The 17,833-nt window shown below is 74.6% G+C and carries 16 protein-coding genes; 13 read left to right on the top strand and 3 right to left on the bottom strand.

Features of this window, described 5'->3' with window-relative positions; all coding sequences use genetic code 11:
- The first annotated feature begins 10 nt into the window (after window positions 1-10).
- The 13 genes from ACIGXO_RS01625 (at window position 11) to ACIGXO_RS01565 (ending at window position 13,579) form a co-directional block, all read left to right on the top strand.
- Window positions 11-1,654 (top strand): carbamoyltransferase, encoded by a 1,644-nt coding sequence (locus ACIGXO_RS01625; RefSeq protein ID WP_399778921.1) that lies wholly within the window; start codon window positions 11-13, stop codon window positions 1,652-1,654.
- Window positions 1,651-2,703, top strand: a complete 1,053-nt coding sequence (locus tag ACIGXO_RS01620; RefSeq protein ID WP_399778919.1) for a glycosyltransferase family 2 protein — start codon at window positions 1,651-1,653, stop codon at window positions 2,701-2,703. The genes ACIGXO_RS01625 and ACIGXO_RS01620 overlap by 4 nt, the downstream gene beginning before the upstream one ends.
- On the top strand, window positions 2,700-3,326 hold the full coding sequence (locus ACIGXO_RS01615) for a D-glycero-alpha-D-manno-heptose-1,7-bisphosphate 7-phosphatase (RefSeq protein ID WP_399778917.1): 627 nt from the start codon (window positions 2,700-2,702) through the stop codon (window positions 3,324-3,326). Before ACIGXO_RS01620 ends, ACIGXO_RS01615 begins: the two co-directional genes overlap by 4 nt.
- Complete coding sequence (locus ACIGXO_RS01610; protein ID WP_399778916.1) at window positions 3,323-4,330, top strand: glycosyltransferase family 9 protein; 1,008 nt, start codon at window positions 3,323-3,325, stop codon at window positions 4,328-4,330. The genes ACIGXO_RS01615 and ACIGXO_RS01610 overlap by 4 nt, the downstream gene beginning before the upstream one ends.
- Window positions 4,327-5,289: a glycosyltransferase gene (locus ACIGXO_RS01605; protein WP_399778914.1), complete on the top strand. Its 963-nt coding sequence runs from the start codon at window positions 4,327-4,329 to the stop codon at window positions 5,287-5,289. The genes ACIGXO_RS01610 and ACIGXO_RS01605 overlap by 4 nt, the downstream gene beginning before the upstream one ends.
- Window positions 5,286-6,515 (top strand): glycosyltransferase, encoded by a 1,230-nt coding sequence (locus ACIGXO_RS01600; protein ID WP_399778912.1) that lies wholly within the window; start codon window positions 5,286-5,288, stop codon window positions 6,513-6,515. Before ACIGXO_RS01605 ends, ACIGXO_RS01600 begins: the two co-directional genes overlap by 4 nt.
- Window positions 6,512-7,138 carry an SIS domain-containing protein gene (locus ACIGXO_RS01595; protein WP_399778910.1) on the top strand — a complete coding sequence of 209 codons (627 nt, stop codon included), beginning with the start codon at window positions 6,512-6,514 and terminating at the stop codon, window positions 7,136-7,138. The genes ACIGXO_RS01600 and ACIGXO_RS01595 overlap by 4 nt, the downstream gene beginning before the upstream one ends.
- The gene (gene rfaE2, locus ACIGXO_RS01590; RefSeq protein WP_399778908.1) at window positions 7,135-8,619 is read left to right on the top strand and encodes a D-glycero-beta-D-manno-heptose 1-phosphate adenylyltransferase; all 1,485 of its coding nucleotides are present in this window, start codon (window positions 7,135-7,137) and stop codon (window positions 8,617-8,619) included. Before ACIGXO_RS01595 ends, rfaE2 begins: the two co-directional genes overlap by 4 nt.
- A complete protein-coding gene (locus tag ACIGXO_RS01585; RefSeq protein ID WP_399778906.1) occupies window positions 8,619-9,746 on the top strand; it encodes a glycosyltransferase family 9 protein in 1,128 nt (375 codons plus the stop codon). Before rfaE2 ends, ACIGXO_RS01585 begins: the two co-directional genes overlap by 1 nt.
- Entirely contained in the window at window positions 9,743-10,699 is a 957-nt protein-coding gene (locus ACIGXO_RS01580) for a glycosyltransferase family 2 protein (protein WP_399778904.1), read from the top strand. Before ACIGXO_RS01585 ends, ACIGXO_RS01580 begins: the two co-directional genes overlap by 4 nt.
- Complete coding sequence (locus tag ACIGXO_RS01575) at window positions 10,696-11,643, top strand: glycosyltransferase family 2 protein (RefSeq protein WP_399778902.1); 948 nt, start codon at window positions 10,696-10,698, stop codon at window positions 11,641-11,643. Before ACIGXO_RS01580 ends, ACIGXO_RS01575 begins: the two co-directional genes overlap by 4 nt.
- 157 nt (window positions 11,644-11,800) lie before the next feature.
- Window positions 11,801-12,349 (top strand): type 1 glutamine amidotransferase domain-containing protein, encoded by a 549-nt coding sequence (locus ACIGXO_RS01570; RefSeq protein ID WP_399778900.1) that lies wholly within the window; start codon window positions 11,801-11,803, stop codon window positions 12,347-12,349.
- Between the two features lie 45 nt (window positions 12,350-12,394).
- Window positions 12,395-13,579, top strand: coding sequence for a zinc-dependent alcohol dehydrogenase (locus ACIGXO_RS01565; RefSeq protein WP_399778898.1), 1,185 nt, complete (start codon window positions 12,395-12,397; stop codon window positions 13,577-13,579).
- Between the two features lie 85 nt (window positions 13,580-13,664).
- Here ACIGXO_RS01565 and ACIGXO_RS01560 read toward each other — a convergent pair whose 3' ends face one another.
- From ACIGXO_RS01560 to ACIGXO_RS01550, 3 genes are all read right to left on the bottom strand, one after another.
- The gene (locus ACIGXO_RS01560; RefSeq protein WP_399778896.1) at window positions 13,665-14,627 is read right to left on the bottom strand and encodes a pyridoxal-phosphate dependent enzyme; all 963 of its coding nucleotides are present in this window, start codon (window positions 14,625-14,627) and stop codon (window positions 13,665-13,667) included.
- A 163-nt stretch (window positions 14,628-14,790) separates the two neighbouring features.
- A complete protein-coding gene (locus ACIGXO_RS01555) occupies window positions 14,791-16,359 on the bottom strand; it encodes a glycoside hydrolase family 32 protein (RefSeq protein ID WP_399778895.1) in 1,569 nt (522 codons plus the stop codon).
- Between the two features lie 192 nt (window positions 16,360-16,551).
- Window positions 16,552-17,565: a LacI family DNA-binding transcriptional regulator gene (locus ACIGXO_RS01550; RefSeq protein ID WP_399778892.1), complete on the bottom strand. Its 1,014-nt coding sequence runs from the start codon at window positions 17,563-17,565 to the stop codon at window positions 16,552-16,554.
- Between the last annotated feature and the right edge of the window lie 268 nt (window positions 17,566-17,833).

Raw genomic sequence — 17,833 nt, 5'->3', positions numbered from 1 at the left:
GGATCACTCCATGCGCGTCCTTGGTGTCAACGCTCTCTTTCATGACCCCGCAGCAGCCCTCGTCATCGACGGCACGACCGTCGCGGCCGCGGAGGAGGAACGGTTCAGCCGCCGTAAGCACGGCAAGCGGCCGGTCCCCTTCTCCGCCTGGGAACTGCCCGAGCTCTCCGCCCGCTGGTGCCTGGAACAGGCCGGCCTGACCCCCGCGGACCTCGACGCCGTCGCCTACTCCTACGACCCCGAACTCGCCCGCCCCGCCGAGATGATGGGCCTGGACGACCCCTGGGACCACCTCCGCCAGGAGTACGCGAGCCGGGCACCGGAGTTCCTCGCCGAAGCACTGCCGGGCCTGAAGCCCGAGCGCGTCCGCTTCGTGGCCCACCACGTCGCCCACGCGGCCTCCGCCGGGCTCGCCTCCCCGTACGACGACAGCGCCGTCCTGGTGCTCGACGGCCGCGGCGAGTGCGCCTCGCACCTCGCGGGCGCCTACTCCGACGGCGAGCTGAAGGTCCTCGCGGCCCAGGAACTCCCGCACTCCCTCGGCCTGTTCTACGAAGAGCTCACCGACCACCTCGGCTTCCTGCGCAGCAGCGACGAGTACAAGGTGATGGCGCTCGCCTCCTACGGCACGCCCCGCTTCCGCGACCAGCTGCGCGAGTACGTCTACGCCGACGGCACCGGCGGCTACGTCGCCGAACACGTGCCCTGGGAGCGGATGGTGCCGCGCCGGCTCGCAGGGCGCCGCATCACCACCGACCACGCCGACCTCGCCGCCAGCGCCCAGGCGTGCCTGGAGGACATGACGCTCGACCTCGGCCGCTGGCTGCACGAGAAGACGGGCCGGCGCACCCTCTCCCTGGCCGGCGGCGTCGCACTGAACTGCGTCGCCAACTCCCGGCTGTACCGGGACGGTCCGTACGAGGACATCTGGGTCCAGCCCGCCGCCGGTGACGCCGGCACGGCCCTCGGCGCCGCGCTGCACGTCGCCCAGGAACAGGAAGCGGCCCCCGTCTCCCCGATGCCGACCGCCGCGCTCGGCCGCGGCTGGTCCGACGAGGAGCTGCGCGCCGTCCTGGAGGAGGCCGCCGTACCGTACGAGGAGCCCGAGGACATCGCCGAGACGGTCGCCGAGGAGCTGGCGAACAACGGGATCGTCGCCTGGTACCAGGGCCGCAGCGAGTACGGCCCGCGCGCGCTCGGCCACCGCTCCCTGCTCGCCCACCCCGGACACCCGGACAACCTCGAACGGCTCAACGCCGTGAAGGGCCGCGAGGAGTTCCGGCCGGTCGCGCCGATGGTGCTGGAGGAGCGGGCCGCCGAGCTGTTCGAGGGCGGGCCGCTGCCCAGCCCGTACATGCTCTTCGTGCACCACGTCCGCGAGCCGTGGCGCGCGAAGATCCCCGCTGTGGTGCACGTCGACGGCACCGCCCGCGTGCAGACCGTCGAGGAACGCACCGAGCCACTGGTGGCCCGCATGCTGGCGGCCTTCGACCGGCGCACCGGCATCCCCGTCGTGGTCAACACCAGCCTCAACACCGCCGGACGCCCCATGGTCGACAGCCCGCGCGAGGCACTGGAGTGCTTCGGCAGCGCGCCCGTCGACCTGCTGGCCATCGGGCCGTTCGCGGTCCGCCGGGGGAGGGCGTTCGCATGACACCGCCCGACACCCCGGCAAGTACCGCGACCGACACCACCGACCCGGCACACCGCGCCGCCGGAGCGGAGGTCGCCTACGCCGTCGTCATACCGACCCTCGGCAGGCCCTGCCTCACCGACTGCCTGCGCTCCCTCGCCGAGGCCGGCGAGCCGTGGCCCGACCAGGTCGTACTGGTCGACGACCGGCCCGAGCCCGGAGAACCGCTGCCACTGGAGGCCGCGGGCCCGCTCCAGGACCGTATCCGCACGACGGCCACCGGCGGGCGCGGTCCCGCCGCCGCCCGCAACGCGGGCCTGGCCGCCGTCGGAGCCCCCTGGGTCGTCTTCCTCGACGACGACGTACGGGTGACACCCGACTGGAGCCGCCGGCTCACCGCCGACCTCGCCGCGGCCGACGTCCGCACCGGCGGCGTACAGGGCCGCCTCCACGTGCCGCTCGACGCGAGCCGCCGCCCCACCGACTGGGAACGCGGCACCGCGGGCCTGGAAGGCGCCGCCTGGGCGACCGCCGACATGGCCTACCGCAGCGCCGCCCTCCGCGACGTCGGCGGCTTCGACGAACGGTTCCCGCGCGCCTTCCGCGAGGACGCCGACCTGGCCCTGCGCGTCCTGGACGCGGGCTGGACACTGCGCCGCGGCGAACGCGTCACCCACCACCCCGTACGCCCCGCCGACCGCTGGGTCTCCGTACGCGTCCAGCGCGGCAACGCCGACGACGCCCTGATGCGGCGGCTGCACGGCGGCGACTGGTGGCACCGCGCCGAAGCGCCGCGCGGCCGGCTCGCCCGGCACGCCGCGATCACCGCTGCCGGGGTAGCCGCTCTGGCCCTCGCCCGCCGCCCGCGCGCCGCCGCCGTCGCCGCTGCGCTCTGGGCGCTGGGCACCGCCGAGTTCGCCTGGGCCCGCATCGCGCCCGGCCCGCGCACCCGGCACGAGGTCACCACCATGCTCTCCACCAGCGTGGTCATCCCGCCGCTCGCCGTCGCCCACCGCCTGCGCGGCGAGCTGGCACACCGGCGCGCGGCGGCCTGGCGAGGTGCCGCATGAACGATCCGCGCCACGACGACACGCTCCCCCCGGGGGATACGCCCGGCGGGCGCCATGAGCGGCCCGCCGCCGTCCTCTTCGACCGGGACGGCACGCTCATCGAAGACGTGCCCTACAACAGCGACCCGCGGCTGGTCCGCGTGCTGCCCGGCGTGCCCGAAGCGCTCCGGCTGCTACGCGCCGCCGGCATCCCCACCGCCGTCGTCAGCAACCAGTCGGGCGTGGGCCGCGGCCTGCTCACCGAGAACCAGGTACGCCTGGTCAACGCCCGGGTGGACGACGCCCTCGGCGGCTTCGGCACCTGGGTGTACTGCCCGCACCACCCCGAGGCCGGCTGCCACTGCCGCAAGCCCAGGCCCGGCCTGGTCATCGAGGCGGCCCGGCGGCTCGCCGTACCGGCCGAGAAGTGCGTGGTGATCGGGGACATCGGCGCCGACGTGCTGGCCGCGCACGCCGCCGGCGCCCGCGCCGTCCTCGTCCCCAACGCCGTCACCCGCACCGAAGAGGTCACCGCGGCACCGCACACCGCGCCCGACGTGCTCACCGCCGTACGGCAACTGCTCGGCCACGGCCCGGAAACCGCACCCGTCCCCGTCGCGGAGACCTGGGGGTGGGACCGGTGAAATCACTCGTGGTACGCCTCGACAGCTTCGGCGACGTCCTGCTCGCCGGCCCTGCCGTCCGCGCCGTCGCCGCACACTCCTCGCACGTCACCATGTTGTGCGGACCCCGCGGCGAGGACGCGGCGCGGATGCTGCCCGGAGTCGACGAGGTAATCGTCTGGGAGGCACCCTGGGAAGGCTTCAGCCCGCCCAGCGTCGACGACGCGGACGTGCACGGCCTCATCCGCCGGGTGCGCGACGGCGCGTACGACACCGCCCTCATCCTCACCTCCTTCCACCAGAGCCCGCTGCCCGCCGCCCTGTTGCTGCGCATGGCCCACGTCGGCCGGATCGGCGCCGACAGCCGCGACCACCCCGGCCGGCTGCTGGACGTCCGCCACCGGCGGCTGCCGGACCGGCACGAGACCGAGGCAGCCCTCGACACCGCCGCCGCGCTCGGCTTCGTCCCCGAGCCCCGCGACGACGGCCGGCTGCGCGTGCTGCCGCCACCGGACACCGTGGGCCTCACCGGCAACGGCCCGTACGTCGTGGTGCACCCCGGCGCCAGCGCACCGGCCCGCGCCTGGAGCCCGTACCGCTGCGCCGAGGCGGTCGCCGCGCTCGCCGACGCGGGCCACCGCGTCATCGTCACCGGCGGCCCCGACGAGATCGCGCTGACCCGGGAGGTCAGCGGCGAGGTGGCCCGCGACCTCGGCGGGCAGACCGACTCCCGGAGCCTCGCCGGAGTACTGCGCTCCGCCGACGCCGTCGTCAGCGGCAACACCGGGCCCGCCCACCTGGCAGCGGCCGTCGGCACGCCCGTCGTGTCGCTGTTCGCTCCCGTGGTACCCGCCGAGCGGTGGGCGCCGTACGGAGTGCCGACGATCCTCCTCGGCGACCAGCAGGCGCCGTGCGCCGGGACCCGTGCGCGGCACTGCCCCCAGCCGGGACACCCCTGCCTGGACGACGTCACCGCGACCGACGTGGTGCTCGCCGTGCAGAAACTGCTCAAGGAGAGCACATGAACATCCTCATCTGGCATGTGCACGGCTCCTGGATCACCGCATTCGTCCAGGGGGCCCACACCTACCTGGTCCCGGTGACACCGGACCGCGGCCCGGACGGCCTGGGCCGCGCCCGGACCTGGGACTGGCCGGCCACCGTCCAGGAACTCTCCCCGGAGCAGCTGCGCGAGGCCGACATCGACCTGATGGTCCTGCAACGTCCGCACGAGGTGGAGCTGGCGTACGAATGGACCGGGCGGCGCCCGGGACGCGACGTGCCCGCCGTCTACGTCGAGCACAACAGCCCGCACGAGACGCCCGTGGACACCCGCCACCCGCTCGCCGACCGCGACGACATCCCGCTCGTCCACGTCACCCACTTCAACCGGCTGATGTGGGACAACGGCCGCGCCCCGACCACCGTCGTGGAGCACGGCATCATCGACCCGGGCCCGCGCTGGACCGGCGAGGAGCAGCGGGCCGCCGTCGTCGTCAACGAACCGGTGCGGCGCGGCCGTACGACCGGTACCGACCTGCTGCCGCGGTTCGCCGCCGCGGCGCCACTGGACGTCTTCGGCATGCGCACCGACGGGCTGGCCCGCCACCTGGGCCTGCCACCGGACCGGTGCCGCACCCGTGACCTGCCGCAGGACGAGCTGCATACGGCGCTGGCCCAGTGCCGGGTGTACGTGCACCCGATCCGCTGGACCTCGCTCGGGCTCTCGCTCCTGGAAGCGATGTTCCTCGGGATGCCCGTCGTGGCACTGGACACCACCGAGGTACGCGAGGCCGTCCCCGAGGGGGCCGGCGTGGTCTCGAACCGGCTGGAAACGCTGACCGACGCGGTCCGCGCCTTCACCGCCGACCGCGACCTCGCCGAACGGACGGGCCGGGAAGCGAGGGCCGCCGTACAGGCCCGCTACGGGGTGGGGCGCTTCCTGGACGACTGGGACCAACTGATGAAAGAGGTCACGCGATGAAGCACGAAGCATCCGCCCCCCACATCGCCATGGTCTCCGAGCACGCCAGTCCGCTGGCCGCGCTCGGGGGGCCGGACGCGGGCGGTCAGAACGTGTACGTGGCGCAGCTCGCCCGGCACCTCGTCCGGCGCGGGCACGAGGTCACGGTCTACACCCGGCGTGACGATCCCGCACTGGCGCACACGGTCACCACCCGCGACGGCTTCAAGGTCGTGCACGTACCGGCAGGACCCCCCGCCCCCGTGCCGAAGGACGAACTGCCCGCGCACATGCCGGAGTTCGGCCGCTACCTGGCGCGTACCTGGGCAGCCGCGCCGCCCGGTCTCGTGCACGCGCACTTCTGGATGTCGGGCACGGCGGCCCTGGCCGGCGCCCGCGAACTGGGCATCCCCGTCGTGCAGACGTACCACGCGCTCGGCACCGTCAAGCGGCGCTACCAGGGCTCGGACGACACCAGCCCGCCCGAGCGCATCGAGACCGAGGCCCGGATCGGCAGAAGCTGCCGCCGCGTCCTCGCGACCTGCTCCGACGAGGTCGGCGAACTGCTCGCGATGGGCATCCCGCGCAGCCACGTACGCGTCGTGCCGTGCGGTGTGGACACCACGCACTTCGCGCCCGTGCCCGGAGCCCGGCGCCCGGGCGGCCCCAAGCGGCTGCTGGCCGTCGGCCGGCTCGTGCCCCGCAAGGGCTTCGACCGGGCCATCCGCGCCCTGGCCGGCATCCCTGACGCCGAACTGCTCATCGCCGGCGGGCCCGACGAGCCGCTGCTCTTCGACGACCCCGAGGCGAACCGGCTGCGCAAGGTGGCCGAGGAGCACGGCGTGAGCGAGCGGGTACGGCTGCTGGGCCGGGTCTCGCACGAGGAGATGCCCGCCCTGATGTCCAGCGCCGATCTGGTGCTCTCCTTGCCGCGCTACGAGCCCTTCGGCATCGTTCCCATCGAGGCGATGGCCTGCCGCACCCCGGTGGTCGCCACCGCCGTCGGCGGGCACCTCGACACGGTCGTCGACGGCGTCACCGGCGTCCTCGTACCGCCCGTAGAGGAGCACGGCCTGGACCGGATCATCCGGAACCTGCTGGCCGACCCCGACCTGCTCGCCCGCCTCGGCGCGGCGGGCCGCGAACGCGCCCTGGACCGCTACACCTGGGACCGCGTCGCCCAAGGCGTCGCCGCCGTCTACGACGGCCTGCTCTCCGTACCCGCACTCTCGGGGGTGGCCCGATGACCGCACTCGACGACGGCCGGCACTGCGACGAACTGCAGGACGCGCTGGCCCGCTTCCGTGCCTCCGCATCCCGACTCGAATCCTGGGGCAGCCGGCTCGCCGACCGCCTCGGCCACGGCGCCCGGCTGCTGGTCGCCGGCAACGGCGGCAGCGCCGCCCAGGCCCAGCACCTCACCGCCGAACTCGTCGGCCGGTACCGCGAGGACCGCCCGGCCTACTCGGCGCTCGCGCTGCACGCCGACACCTCCTCCACCACCGCCATCGCCAACGACTACGGCGTGCAGGAGGTGTTCGCGCGGCAGACCCGCGCCCACGGCCGCCCCGGCGACATCCTGCTGCTGATGTCCACCAGCGGCGCCAGCGCCAACCTGCTGACCGCCGCCACCGAGGCCCGCCGCATCGGCATGACCGTCTGGGCGCTGACCGGCCCGGCCCCCAACCCGCTGGAGGCGGCCGGGGACGAGGCGCTGTGCGTGGACGCGCCGGTGCCCGCCACCGTCCAGGAACTCCACCTGGTCGCCGTCCACATGATCTGCGAGGCGTTCGACCGGACCATCGCCGGGCAGGACGGCGCCGTACGGCAGGAACCGGCCCTGGACGCCGTACGGGTGGAGGAAGCATGAGCCGTAACGCCCCGCTGCTCGTCGTCGGCGACAGCCTGCTCGACCACGACCTGTCCGGACGTGCTGAACGCCTCGCGCCCGACGCGCCGGTACCCGTGCTGAAGGGGCTGCGCCGCACCGTCCGGCCGGGCGGCGCGGCGCTCGCCGCCTGCCTGGCGGCCGAGGACGGCCGCGAGGTCACCTTCGTCACCGCGCTCGGCGACGACGAGACCAGCCGCACCCTGCGCCGGCTGCTCGCCGACCGGGTCCGGCTGGTCGAACTCCCGCTGTCCGGCACGCTGTCCAGCAAGACCCGGCTGATGGCACGGGACCGCCCCCTGCTCCGGCTGGACGAGGGCGACGGCAGGGCCGGCGGCGCGACGGAGGAGGCCGAGCGGGCGATCGCCGCCGCCGGGGCCGTGCTCGTCGCGGACTACGGCCGCGGCACCGCCGACGCCGTACGCCCGGCGCTCGCCCGCGCCGCCCGGCACGTGCCCCTCGTCTGGGACCCGCATCCCCACGGGCAGCCGCCCGTCCCGGGCGTGAAGCTGGCCACCCCGGCGGCCACCGAGGCGCGCGCCTTCGCCACCGCGCTCGCCGAGGACACCCGTCCCGCCGCTCCTCGCGTCCGCCCCGGCCGCGAGGAGCCGGCTTCCGACGGCGCGCGCGTCCAGCTCGCCCAGGCGGCGGCCGACGCCCGTACGCTGCTGCGGTTCTGGAAGGCCGCCTCGGTGGCGGTGACGATGGGGGAGCGCGGCGCGCTGCTGACGCACGGCGAGGCGCCCATGCTGGTGCCCGCGCCGTGGAGCGCGCAGGGCGACGCCTGCGGCGCCGGGGACTGCTTCGCCGCCTGCGCCGCCGGGCTGCTGGCCGACGAGGCGCTGCCCGAGGACGCCGTGCAGGGCGCGGTCCACGCGGCCACCCAGTTCGTCGAGGACGGCGGCGCACACGGCTTCACCACCCACTTCACCTCCGAGGCCGCACCCCAGGACGGCGGCGAGAGCGCCGCTGAACTCGCGGCCCGGGTGCGCGCGGCGGGCGGCACCGTCGTCGCGGCCGGCGGCTGCTTCGACCTGCTGCACGCCGGGCACGTCGCGCTGCTGCAGGCCGCCCGGCGGGCCGGTGACTGCCTCATCGTGTGCCTGAACTCCGACGCGTCCGTACGCCGCCGCAAGGGCGACGAGCGGCCGATCGTGCCCGAGGCCGACCGGGTGCGGGTACTCCAGGCGCTGGGCTGCGTGGATGCCGTCACGGTCTTCGAGGAGGACACGCCCGAGCAGGTACTCCAGGAACTGCGCCCGCACATCTGGGTGAAGGGCGGCGACTACGCGCTGACCCGGATGCCGGAGACGGAGGTACTGGAGGGCTGGGGCGGCCAGGTCATGCTGCTGCCGTACCTGGACGGACGGTCCAGCACCAAGCTGGCCGAGCGCGCCGCCGGCGGGCTCGCCGAACCGCACGGCGACCCGCTGCCCGGTGCCGCCGCCGACAGGGTGGTGTGATGACCTCCGCCGACGCCTCGACCGGACCCGCCTCGCCCCGCCCCCGCCTCCTGGTGCTGCGCGCGCTGGGCCTGGGTGACCTGCTGGCCGGGGTGCCCGCGCTGCGCGGCGTACGCCGGCACTTCCCCGGCCACGCGATCGTGCTGGCCGCGCCGCCGGGTCTGAGCGACGCGGCGCTGGCCACCGGCGCCGTGGACGCCGTGCTCGCCGCGCAGGCGCCGGCCCGCGGCGTGCCCTCCCTGCGGCACTGGCCGGGCGCGCCCCCCGACGTCGCCATCGACCTGCACGGCAACGGCCCGGCCAGCGCCGACGTGCTCGCCGAGCTGCACCCCGGGCGGCTCATCGCGTACGCCGCGCGGGACTCGCCCGCCGCCGCGCTGGAGGTCTGGGAGCGCGGCGAGCACGAACGCACCCGCTGGTGCAGCGTGCTCGGCGCGTACGGCATCGCCGCCGACCCCGAGGACTACCGCATCCCGGCCCCCGAGGAGCCCTCCCCGGCGCCCGGTGCCGTGGTGATCCACCCCGGGGCGGACGCCGGCTCCCGCCGCTGGCCGGCCCGCCGCTACGGCGCCGTCGCCGCGCGGCTGCGCGCCGCGGGGCGCCGCGTGGTGGTGCTCGGCGGCCCGGGGGAGGAGGACCTGACCCTGACCGTCGCGGAGGCCGCGGGGCTCGGGCCCGGTGAAGTCCTCACCGGCGGCCTGCCGTTCGCCGAGCTGTCCGCGCTGGTCGCGCATGCCGCCGTGCTCGTCAGCGGCGACACCGGCACGGCCCACCTGGCGGTCGCCCACGGCACGCCCTCGGTCACGCTCTTCGGCCCGGTCCCGCCGCGCCTGTGGGGCCCGCCGCCGAGCGAGCGGCACACCGCCCTGTGGCACCCGGGCCCGCCCGGCGACCCGCACGGCACCGAGCCCGACCCGCTGCTGCTGCGGATCGGCGTGGACGAGGTACTGGAGGCGGTGTTCTGGCACGACCGCGAGATCGCCCCGATGCCCCGCGCCACCGAGACCGGCGGCGGGCCGTCCGGCCGCTCCCGGCTGCGGCGCAGGCTGCGGGCCCCCGGTGCGGTCCCGTACCACAGCGCACCCGGCGCGGCCCGGCCCCGGACCACGGGGGAGGCCCGCCCATGACGGCTGACCAGCACGCCGTTACCGGGCTCGCCGGGGACGGCGCGCGGCACACGTCCCGCACCACCGTCGCGATCATCACCCGCAACCGCCGGGACAGCGTCCTGCACACCCTGGACCGGCTGGCCGAACTCCCCGAGCGGCCCCCGGTGATCGTCGTGGACAACGGCTCCGACGACGGCACCGCCGACGCCGTACGCGCCCACCCGGCCGGCGCCGAAGTGCTGTGCCCCGGCCGCAACACGGGCGCGCTCGGCCGGACCCTCGCGGTGCGGCACGCCCGTACCCCCTATGTCGCGTTCAGCGACGACGACTCCTGGTGGGCCCCCGGCGCGCTGACGACCGCGGCGCGGCTGCTGGACGACCACCCGGACCTCGGGCTGGTCGCGGCGCGCACCCTCGTCGGACCGGACAACACCGAGGACCCGCTGAACGCCGTACTCGCGAACTCGCCGCTGCCGCCGTCCGACCGGTTCCCCGGCAGGCCCGTCCTCGGCTTCCTGGCCTGCGCCGTCGTCGTCCGCCGCAGTGCCTACCTGGAGGCCGGCGGCTACCACCCGCTGCTCTTCTTCGGCGCCGAGGAGACGCTGCTCGCGTACGACCTGACGGCGGCGGGCTGGGGCGTGACGTACACCCCCGAACTCACGGCGCACCACCACCCGGACGCCGCCACCGCGCGGCCCGGCCGGTCCCCGCTGCTGCAGCGCAACGAAGCGCTCACCGGCTGGCTGCGCCGCCCGTTGCGCGTCGCCCTGCGCCGCACCGCCACGCTGGCCGGCGCGGCCGCGCGCGGCGAACCGGGCGCCACGGCCGCCCTGCTGGGCCTCCTCGCGCGCATCCCGCCCGCGCTCGCCAAACGCCACCCGCTGCCCGCCGACGTGGAGCACGCCATCGGCCTCCTGGAGCGCCCGGCCCGCACCCCGTCCGCCGTACGACCAGGGACACACCAGCCATGACACAGCCCGAGGGCGCCCCCGCGGTGGTCCCGGCCCGGCAGGAAGCCGGGCCGGACGGCCGTACTACCGTCGTCGTCATCACCCACAACCGCCGTACCGAACTCCTGCGCACGCTCCGCTCGTTGCGCGCGCTGCCGGAGCGGCCGCCGGTCATCGTCACGGACAACGCCTCCACCGACGGCACGGCGGAGGCGGTGGCGCGGGAGTTCCCCGAGGTACGGCTGCTGCGCCCGGGCCGCAACCTCGGTGCCATCGGCCGCAACCTCGCCGTCCACTTCGCCGACACGCCCTACGTGGCGTTCTGCGACGACGACACCTGGTGGGACCCCGGGGCGCTGCGGCACGCGGCGGACGTCCTCGACGACCGGCCGAGGCTGGCCGCCGTCACCGCCCGCATCGTGGTGGAACCCGAGGGGACCGAGGACCCGGTGGTCGCCGAGCTGCGCGACTCCCCGCTGTCCGGGCCCGACTGGCTGCCGGGCCCCGCGCTCGGCTCGTTCCTCGCGGCCGCGACCGTAGTGCGTACCGAGGCGTTCCGTGAGGGCGGCGGCTTCCACCCGGGGCTGTGGCTGGGCGGCGAGGAGGAGCTGTTGGCCACGGACCTCATCGAACGCGGCTGGTGGCTCGCGTACGACGAGCGGCTGACGATCCATCACGCGGCGTCCTCCGCCCGGGACAGCACGGAGCGGCGGGTGCTGGGGCTGCGGAACACGCTGTGGTTCACCTGGCTGCGGCGGCCGCTGCTGCCCGCGGTGCGGCGCACGGCGCACCTGGCACGCACCGTCCCGCACGACCGTGCCTCGCTGCGTGCCTTCGGCCGCGCCCTGGCCGGGCTGCCCTGGGTACTGCGCCAGCGGGCCGCCGTCTCCGCCGGTACGGAGGCGCGGATCGCGGCGCTGGAGGAGGCGCGGCGGGGATCCGGGGCGCGGCGGTACGTGGGGTGAAACAGCCCGGCCCGCCGCGCGGCGCGGCGCGTTCGGCCCAGCAGGACACGCATGGTCCGCCAACAGCGTGGAACCCTGGACAAGGCAACCACAAGGCACTCATATCGCCCCTTGTCTCGAACCGTTATTCCGATCGTTCCGTTAGGACGTGAGCGCAATGCAGGTCGCATTCCTGGTGGCCCCCGAAGGCGTCGAGCAGGTCGAGCTGACGGAGCCGTGGCAGGCCGTGAAGGACGCCGGGCACACCCCGCGGCTGGTCTCCACCAAGTCAGGGCGGATCCAGGCGTTCAACCACCTCGACAAGGCGGACACCTTCGACGTGGACTCCGCCGTCGCCGACGCGAGTACCGAGGACTACGGCGGCCTCGTCCTGCCCGGCGGCGTCGCCAACCCCGACTTCCTGCGCATGGACGAGCAGGCCGTCGCCTTCGTCAAGGGCTTCTTCGACGCGGGCAAGCCCGTCGCCGCCATCTGCCACGCCCCCTGGACGCTGGTGGAGGCGGACGTGGTGCGCGGCCGCACCCTGACCTCCTGGCCCAGCCTGCAGACCGATATCCGCAACGCGGGCGGCACCTGGGTCGACGAGGAGGTCAAGGTCTGCACAGGCGGCCCGAACACACTGATCACCAGCCGCAAGCCGGACGACCTGAGCGCCTTCAACGGCGCGCTGGTCAAGGAATTCACCGCCCAGGACCACCAGTCCTGAGCGTCCCCCACTCCTGACACAGCTCTTTCCGAGCAGGAGGCAGCGATGCGCGCCCTCACCTGGCACGGGAAGCGGGACGTACGGATCGACACCGTCCCCGACCCGAAGATCCAGGATCCGACCGATGTGCTGGTGAAGATCACCTCCACCGGCATCTGCGGCTCGGACCTGCATCTGTACGAAGTACTCGGCCCCTTCCTGGAGCCCGGTGACATCCTCGGCCACGAACCGATGGGCGTGGTCGAGGAGATCGGCTCCGAGGTCACCCGGCTCAAGCCGGGGGACCGGGTCGTGGTGCCCTTCAACGTCTCCTGCGGCACCTGCTGGATGTGCTCCCAGGGCCTGCACTCGCAGTGCGAGACCACCCAGAACCGCGAGCGCGGCAAGGGCGGCTCGCTCTTCGGGTACACCAAGCTGTACGGCCAGGTGCCCGGCGGGCAGGCCGAGTACCTGCGCGTCCCCTTCGCCGACCAGCTGCCGATCAAGGTCCCGCACGGGCCGCCGGACGACCGCTTCGTCTACCTCTCCGACGTGCTGCCCACCGCGTGGCAGGCCGTGGAGTACGCGGACATCCCGGCCGGCGGCACCGTCACGGTCCTCGGCCTCGGCCCGATCGGCGACATGGCCTGCCGGATCGCGCTGCACCGCGGCGCCTCGCGGGTCATCGGCGTGGACCTGGTCCCGGACCGCCTCGCGCGGGCCCGGGACCGGGGCGTGCACACCCTGGACCTCAACGAGTTCGGCAAGCACACCGCCGACGAGATCCGCCGGCTCACCGACGGCCGGGGCACCGACGCCGTCATCGAGGCGGTCGGTATGGAGGCGCACGGCACGCCCGGCGCGAAACTCGCCCAGCAGGCCGTCGGGCTGCTGCCGAGCGCGGTGGCCGAGAAGATCACCGAACGCGCCGGAGTGGATCCGCTCGCCGCCCTGAACACCGCGATCGACGCGGTCCGCCGGGGCGGCACTCTCTCCATCTCCGGCGTCTACGGCGGCAACGTCGACCCGCTGCCGATGCTGACCATGTTCGACAAGCAGCTCCAGATCCGGATGGGGCAGGCGAACGTCCGCCGCTGGGTGGACGAGATCCTGCCGCTCCTCGACGACGCGGACGTCCTGGGCGTCGAGGACTTCGCCACCCACCGGCTCCCGCTGGAGGAGGGCCCGGAGGCGTACGCCACCTTCCAGGCCAAGCGGGACGGCATGGTGAAGACGCTGTTGCAGCCGTGATGCGGTGATGCCGTGACGCGGTGATGCAGTGACGAGGTGACGCCGTGAGGCGACGCGGCGCCGGGGGCGTCCGGCCGGTACGGCCTCAGGCCGGCAGGCCGAACTTCTCGGCCCAGCGCATCACGTCCCCGGTCGCGGCGTTCCCGCCGCACAGCACCAGCCCGAGCCGGGCCTCGTCCCCGACCCGCTCGACCACCTGACGGGCCGCCGGCAGCAGCGCGCCGGCGGCCGGCTCGGCCCAGACCTTCGCGTGCTCCGCGAGGTCCAGGACGCCCCGCACCGCCTCCCGGTCCGGCACCACCAGCACCTCGTGCACCAGGGCCGCGACATGGTCGTACGTGAGCTGCGAGGCGGCCGGGGCGCTCAGCGTGGACACGATCGAGGAGAGCTCGACGGGCACCGGGCCGCCCGCGGCGAGCGCCGCGGACATGGCCTCCGCCCCCTCGGTCTCCACGCCCCAGACGCGTACCCCTGGGCGGCGCGCGCGCAGCGCCGCGGCGACGCCCGAGATCAGCCCGCCGCCCCCGATGCTGACGAGCACGTCCGTCAGCTCGCCCGCGTCCTCCGCGAACTCCAGCCCTACGGTGCCCTGGGCGGCCACCACCACCGGGTCGTCGAAGGGGTGCACCAGCGTCAGGCCGTCCGCCTCCAACTCCGACACCAGCTTGAACGCGCCCTCCATGTCCTCGGTGAGCCGCACCGAAGCACCGGCCGACTCGGCGATCGCGACGGCACGCGCGGGCGCCGACCGCGGCATCACCACGGTCGCCTTCAGGCCCAGCGCCCCGGCCATCACGGCCAGCCCGATCCCGTGGTTGCCGCCGCTCACCGCCACCACGCCCGCGGCCCGGTCCGCCTCGCTCAGCGACAGCAGCTTGGCCGTCGCCCCGCGTGCCTTGAAGGAGCCGGTCCGCTGCAGCAGTTCCAGCTTGGCGGTGACGGGCGCGCCGAGCAGCGCGGTGAGGCCGGGACTGGACACCGTCGGAGTCCGCACGACGTACTCGGCGATCCGGTCGGCCACTGCCTCAATGTCCGCGATGCCGATCACGGCACCCTCCCTCTGCGTCGGCGTCCACTCCGCTGCCACCTGCCCTTATGCGGGCGGGCCGGGCTCCGACCCTACAACTCGCGGGCGGGCGGCCACCGACGTCCGGACACCCGGCGCGTACCAACGAGTACGCGCCGGGTGTCCGGCTCTCCGTGCCGGTGTCTTACCAGGCGGACCGCAGCGGCCACACCGTGAGCCGCTCGACGCGCATCCCGCCCTCCTCGGCGAAGGTGCCCAGGCCCGTGGCGTCCGGGCCGGGGAAGATCTGGTCGGTCAGACACACCGTGCCGTCGTTCGCGTACACCTCCACCGACGAGCGGTCCACGATCAGCCGCAGTCTCAGCACGCCGTCGGTGAGCGCGAGCGGGGCGCGGTGCACGGCGGGGAACTCCGCGGCGAAGCCGACGTCGCCGGACGCTGTGCGGTCCACGTACAGCTCGCCGCCGGAGTCGTAACCGATCCGCGTCCGATGCCCGCCGCCGGTGCGCACCTCCAGACCGCACCGCCGCGCCCCGTCCGGCCGGAGCACGGCCTCGATCTCGTACGTCTGGCCGGCGTCCCGCAGCAGCCGGGCGGCGCCCGCCCGGACCCGGCGGCCGGCGATCCGCAGCGCCGGGGTGCGGCGCAGCGTGGCCAGCTCGGCGACCGGCTGCTGGACGAGCGTGGCACCGCCGTCCGGCGCGGCGCGCAGGCCCAGTTCGCGGGGGAAGCCCATCGCGCTGCGCCACGGGCTGGTGGGGATCTTCTCGCCGTACAGCCAGTTGTTCATCCAGGCGACCATGATGCGGCGGCCGCCCGGCGCGTCGTTGTACGTCACGCCCGCGTAGGCGTCGGCACCGTGGTCCAGCCAGCGCGGCGCGTCGTGCGGGTCGGCGGTGAAGGTGGTGCCGTCGAACTCGCCGGTGAAGTACTGCCCGGCCGAACCGCCCGCCGGACCACCGGGGTTGAGGTTGACGATCAGTACCCACTTGCGGCGTGCCGGGTCGTCGCCCACGGGCAGCTGGAAGAGGTCCGGGCACTCCCACACGCCGCCGGTCGCCGCGCTCGGCCCGAAGTCGCTGCGGTGCGTCCAGGTCTTCAGGTCGGGCGAGGTGTAGATGCTGATGCGGTGCTCGGCGGAGAGCGCGAGGACCATCCCCCAGCGGGCTGTCGGCTCGTGCCAGAACACCTTGGGGTCACGGAAGTTGTCCGAGCCGATGTCCAGCACGGGATTGCCCGCGTACCGCGTCCAGGTCGCGCCGTCGTCGGTGCTGTACGCGAGCGACTGCCGCTGCCCGCCGGTCGCCTTGACCATGCTGGTGTAGATCGCGACGAGCGGGGGATTCGCCGCGGTGCCCAGGCCGCTGGTGTTGTCGCGGTCGAAGACGGCGCTGCCGGAGAACACCATCTCCTCGTCGTCGTGCGGGATGGCGACCGGCTGCTCCTCCCAGTGCAGGAGGTCGGTGCTGGTGGCATGGCCCCAGGACATGTTGCCCCAGGTGGCGCCGGAGGGGTTGTACTGGAAGAAGAGGTGGTACGTGCCGTTGTGGTGGAGGAGCCCGTTGGGGTCGTTCATCCAGTTCTTGGCGGGGGAGAAGTGCACCTGCGGGCGGTACGGCTCGTCGTACGCACGGAGCGCGGCCGCCGTCGCGGGTGCGGTGGACCAGGCGCTCAGCGCACCGGCACCGGCGAGGGCGAGCGCCCCGGCGAGAACGGTGCGGCGGGCGGGGTGGCGGTGCGGGGTGTCGGGCATGCGAGTGCCTCCGGTACGGCAGCGCGGCCAACTGGCCTGCGTGCGGGGCAGGAAAACGGCGGATGAGTCCCGCGCGTCCACGGCTCCCGACGAACCGGACGGCTGGGGTGGTGCGTTACTGCGCGGCCGCCGCCGACATGGCGGCCGCGGCAGACTGTAGAAGGCCGTGCTCGAAAATGTCCAGAGGTGCGGTCAGCGCACCGGCTCCGCGGGGCACCCGCAGGACGTCCGGTGCACCAGCGTCGGCTCCAGCAGCACCGTCCGCTTCGGGGCGTCCGGGTCCGCGAGCCGGTCGATCAGCATCCGTACGGACTTGGTGCCGATCTCCTCGACCGGCTGGGCGATGGCGGTGAGCTGCGGCTGCAGCAGATCCGCCCACTCGAAGTCGTCGAAGACGCTCAGGGCGACGTCCCGCGGCGCCTTCAGGCCCAGCCGGGACAGCGCCCGCAGCACGCCGAGCGTCATGTGGTTGTTGCCCACCACCAGCGCGGTCGGCGCGTCCTTGCTGCGCAGCAGCCGCTCGGTGACCTGCTGGGCCATGTACGCGTGGCTGTGCCCGGGCACCACCAGCTCCTTGGCCGGGTCCAGGCCCTGCCGCTTCATGCCGCGCTGCCAGCCGCGCACCCGCTCCGAGCTGGTACGGACGCCGCGCCGCCCGGCGACCATGCCGATCCGGGTGTGGCCGAGGTCGGCGAGGTGGTCGACCAGGCGGGCCGTGGACTCCACGTTCGCCGTGCCGATCTGGTCGAAGGCGGTGGAGGCGCAGCGGTCGATCAGGACGGTGGGCAGGCCGGTGTCGGTGAGGTACCGCAGCGCCGCGCCCCGGGCCCCGGCCGCCGTGGCCAGCAGCAGTCCGTCGACGCGGCGCTGGTGGAGGTTCTGCACGACCCGCAGTTCCTCGGCGGGGTCGTCGTGGGTGTCGGCTATCAGCAGCGTGTACCCGGCGGCGCGGGCCGTGGCGTCGATCGCCGAGACCATGTCCGCGAAGTGGAAATTGGTGACCGCCGAGACCGCGAGGCCGAGGGTCTTGGTGCTGGAGGTCACCAGCGAGCGGGCGATGCTGTTGGGGATGTAGCCGCTCTCGCGCATGGCGGCATGGACCTGGTCGCGGGTCTCCTCCTTCACGAACCGGGTCCCGTTGATCACGTGGGACACGGTCGAGACCGAGACCCCGGCCCGACGTGCCACGTCGGCCATGGTCGCCATGCGTGCCTCCTCCGGTCTGCCGTCCCCGTGATCGTACGTGAAGCGGGGCACGAGAAAAGCGCTTGCGCAAACGCTTGCGCGAAATCGTTCGAGCGGTCACGATGCCGTACCGGGCGGTCGCATCCCGACCGGACGTCCCGGCACCCAGCGTCGCGTGCCGAGGCATCCGTGACCGCCCCCTCCGGCTGCCGTGCGACGCGGCACCGGCTCCCGCCGCCCGTCCCCGCCGACGGACGCCAGGCGGCGGGAGCACCGCACGCCCCGGCCC

This window comes from Streptomyces sp. NPDC053542, assembly GCF_044544685.1.
Lineage (GTDB): Bacteria > Actinomycetota > Actinomycetes > Streptomycetales > Streptomycetaceae > Streptomyces.
This window is presented reverse-complemented; position numbering and strand designations above follow the sequence as displayed.

Bases quoted from the DNA above. Each gene is read 5' to 3' on its own strand.
- ACIGXO_RS01625 (WP_399778921.1), top strand. From the start codon at position 11: ATGCGCGTCCTTGGTGTCAACGCTCTCTTTCATGACCCCGCAGCAGCC.
- ACIGXO_RS01620 (WP_399778919.1), top strand. From the start codon at position 1,651: ATGACACCGCCCGACACCCCGGCAAGTACCGCGACCGACACCACCGAC.
- ACIGXO_RS01615 (WP_399778917.1), top strand. From the start codon at position 2,700: ATGAACGATCCGCGCCACGACGACACGCTCCCCCCGGGGGATACGCCC.
- ACIGXO_RS01605 (WP_399778914.1), top strand. From the start codon at position 4,327: ATGAACATCCTCATCTGGCATGTGCACGGCTCCTGGATCACCGCATTC.
- ACIGXO_RS01600 (WP_399778912.1), top strand. From the start codon at position 5,286: ATGAAGCACGAAGCATCCGCCCCCCACATCGCCATGGTCTCCGAGCAC.
- ACIGXO_RS01595 (WP_399778910.1), top strand. From the start codon at position 6,512: ATGACCGCACTCGACGACGGCCGGCACTGCGACGAACTGCAGGACGCG.
- rfaE2 (WP_399778908.1), top strand. From the start codon at position 7,135: ATGAGCCGTAACGCCCCGCTGCTCGTCGTCGGCGACAGCCTGCTCGAC.
- ACIGXO_RS01585 (WP_399778906.1), top strand. From the start codon at position 8,619: ATGACCTCCGCCGACGCCTCGACCGGACCCGCCTCGCCCCGCCCCCGC.
- ACIGXO_RS01580 (WP_399778904.1), top strand. From the start codon at position 9,743: ATGACGGCTGACCAGCACGCCGTTACCGGGCTCGCCGGGGACGGCGCG.
- ACIGXO_RS01575 (WP_399778902.1), top strand. From the start codon at position 10,696: ATGACACAGCCCGAGGGCGCCCCCGCGGTGGTCCCGGCCCGGCAGGAA.
- ACIGXO_RS01570 (WP_399778900.1), top strand. From the start codon at position 11,801: ATGCAGGTCGCATTCCTGGTGGCCCCCGAAGGCGTCGAGCAGGTCGAG.
- ACIGXO_RS01565 (WP_399778898.1), top strand. From the start codon at position 12,395: ATGCGCGCCCTCACCTGGCACGGGAAGCGGGACGTACGGATCGACACC.
- ACIGXO_RS01555 (WP_399778895.1), bottom strand. From the start codon at position 16,359: ATGCCCGACACCCCGCACCGCCACCCCGCCCGCCGCACCGTTCTCGCC.
- ACIGXO_RS01550 (WP_399778892.1), bottom strand. From the start codon at position 17,565: ATGGCGACCATGGCCGACGTGGCACGTCGGGCCGGGGTCTCGGTCTCG.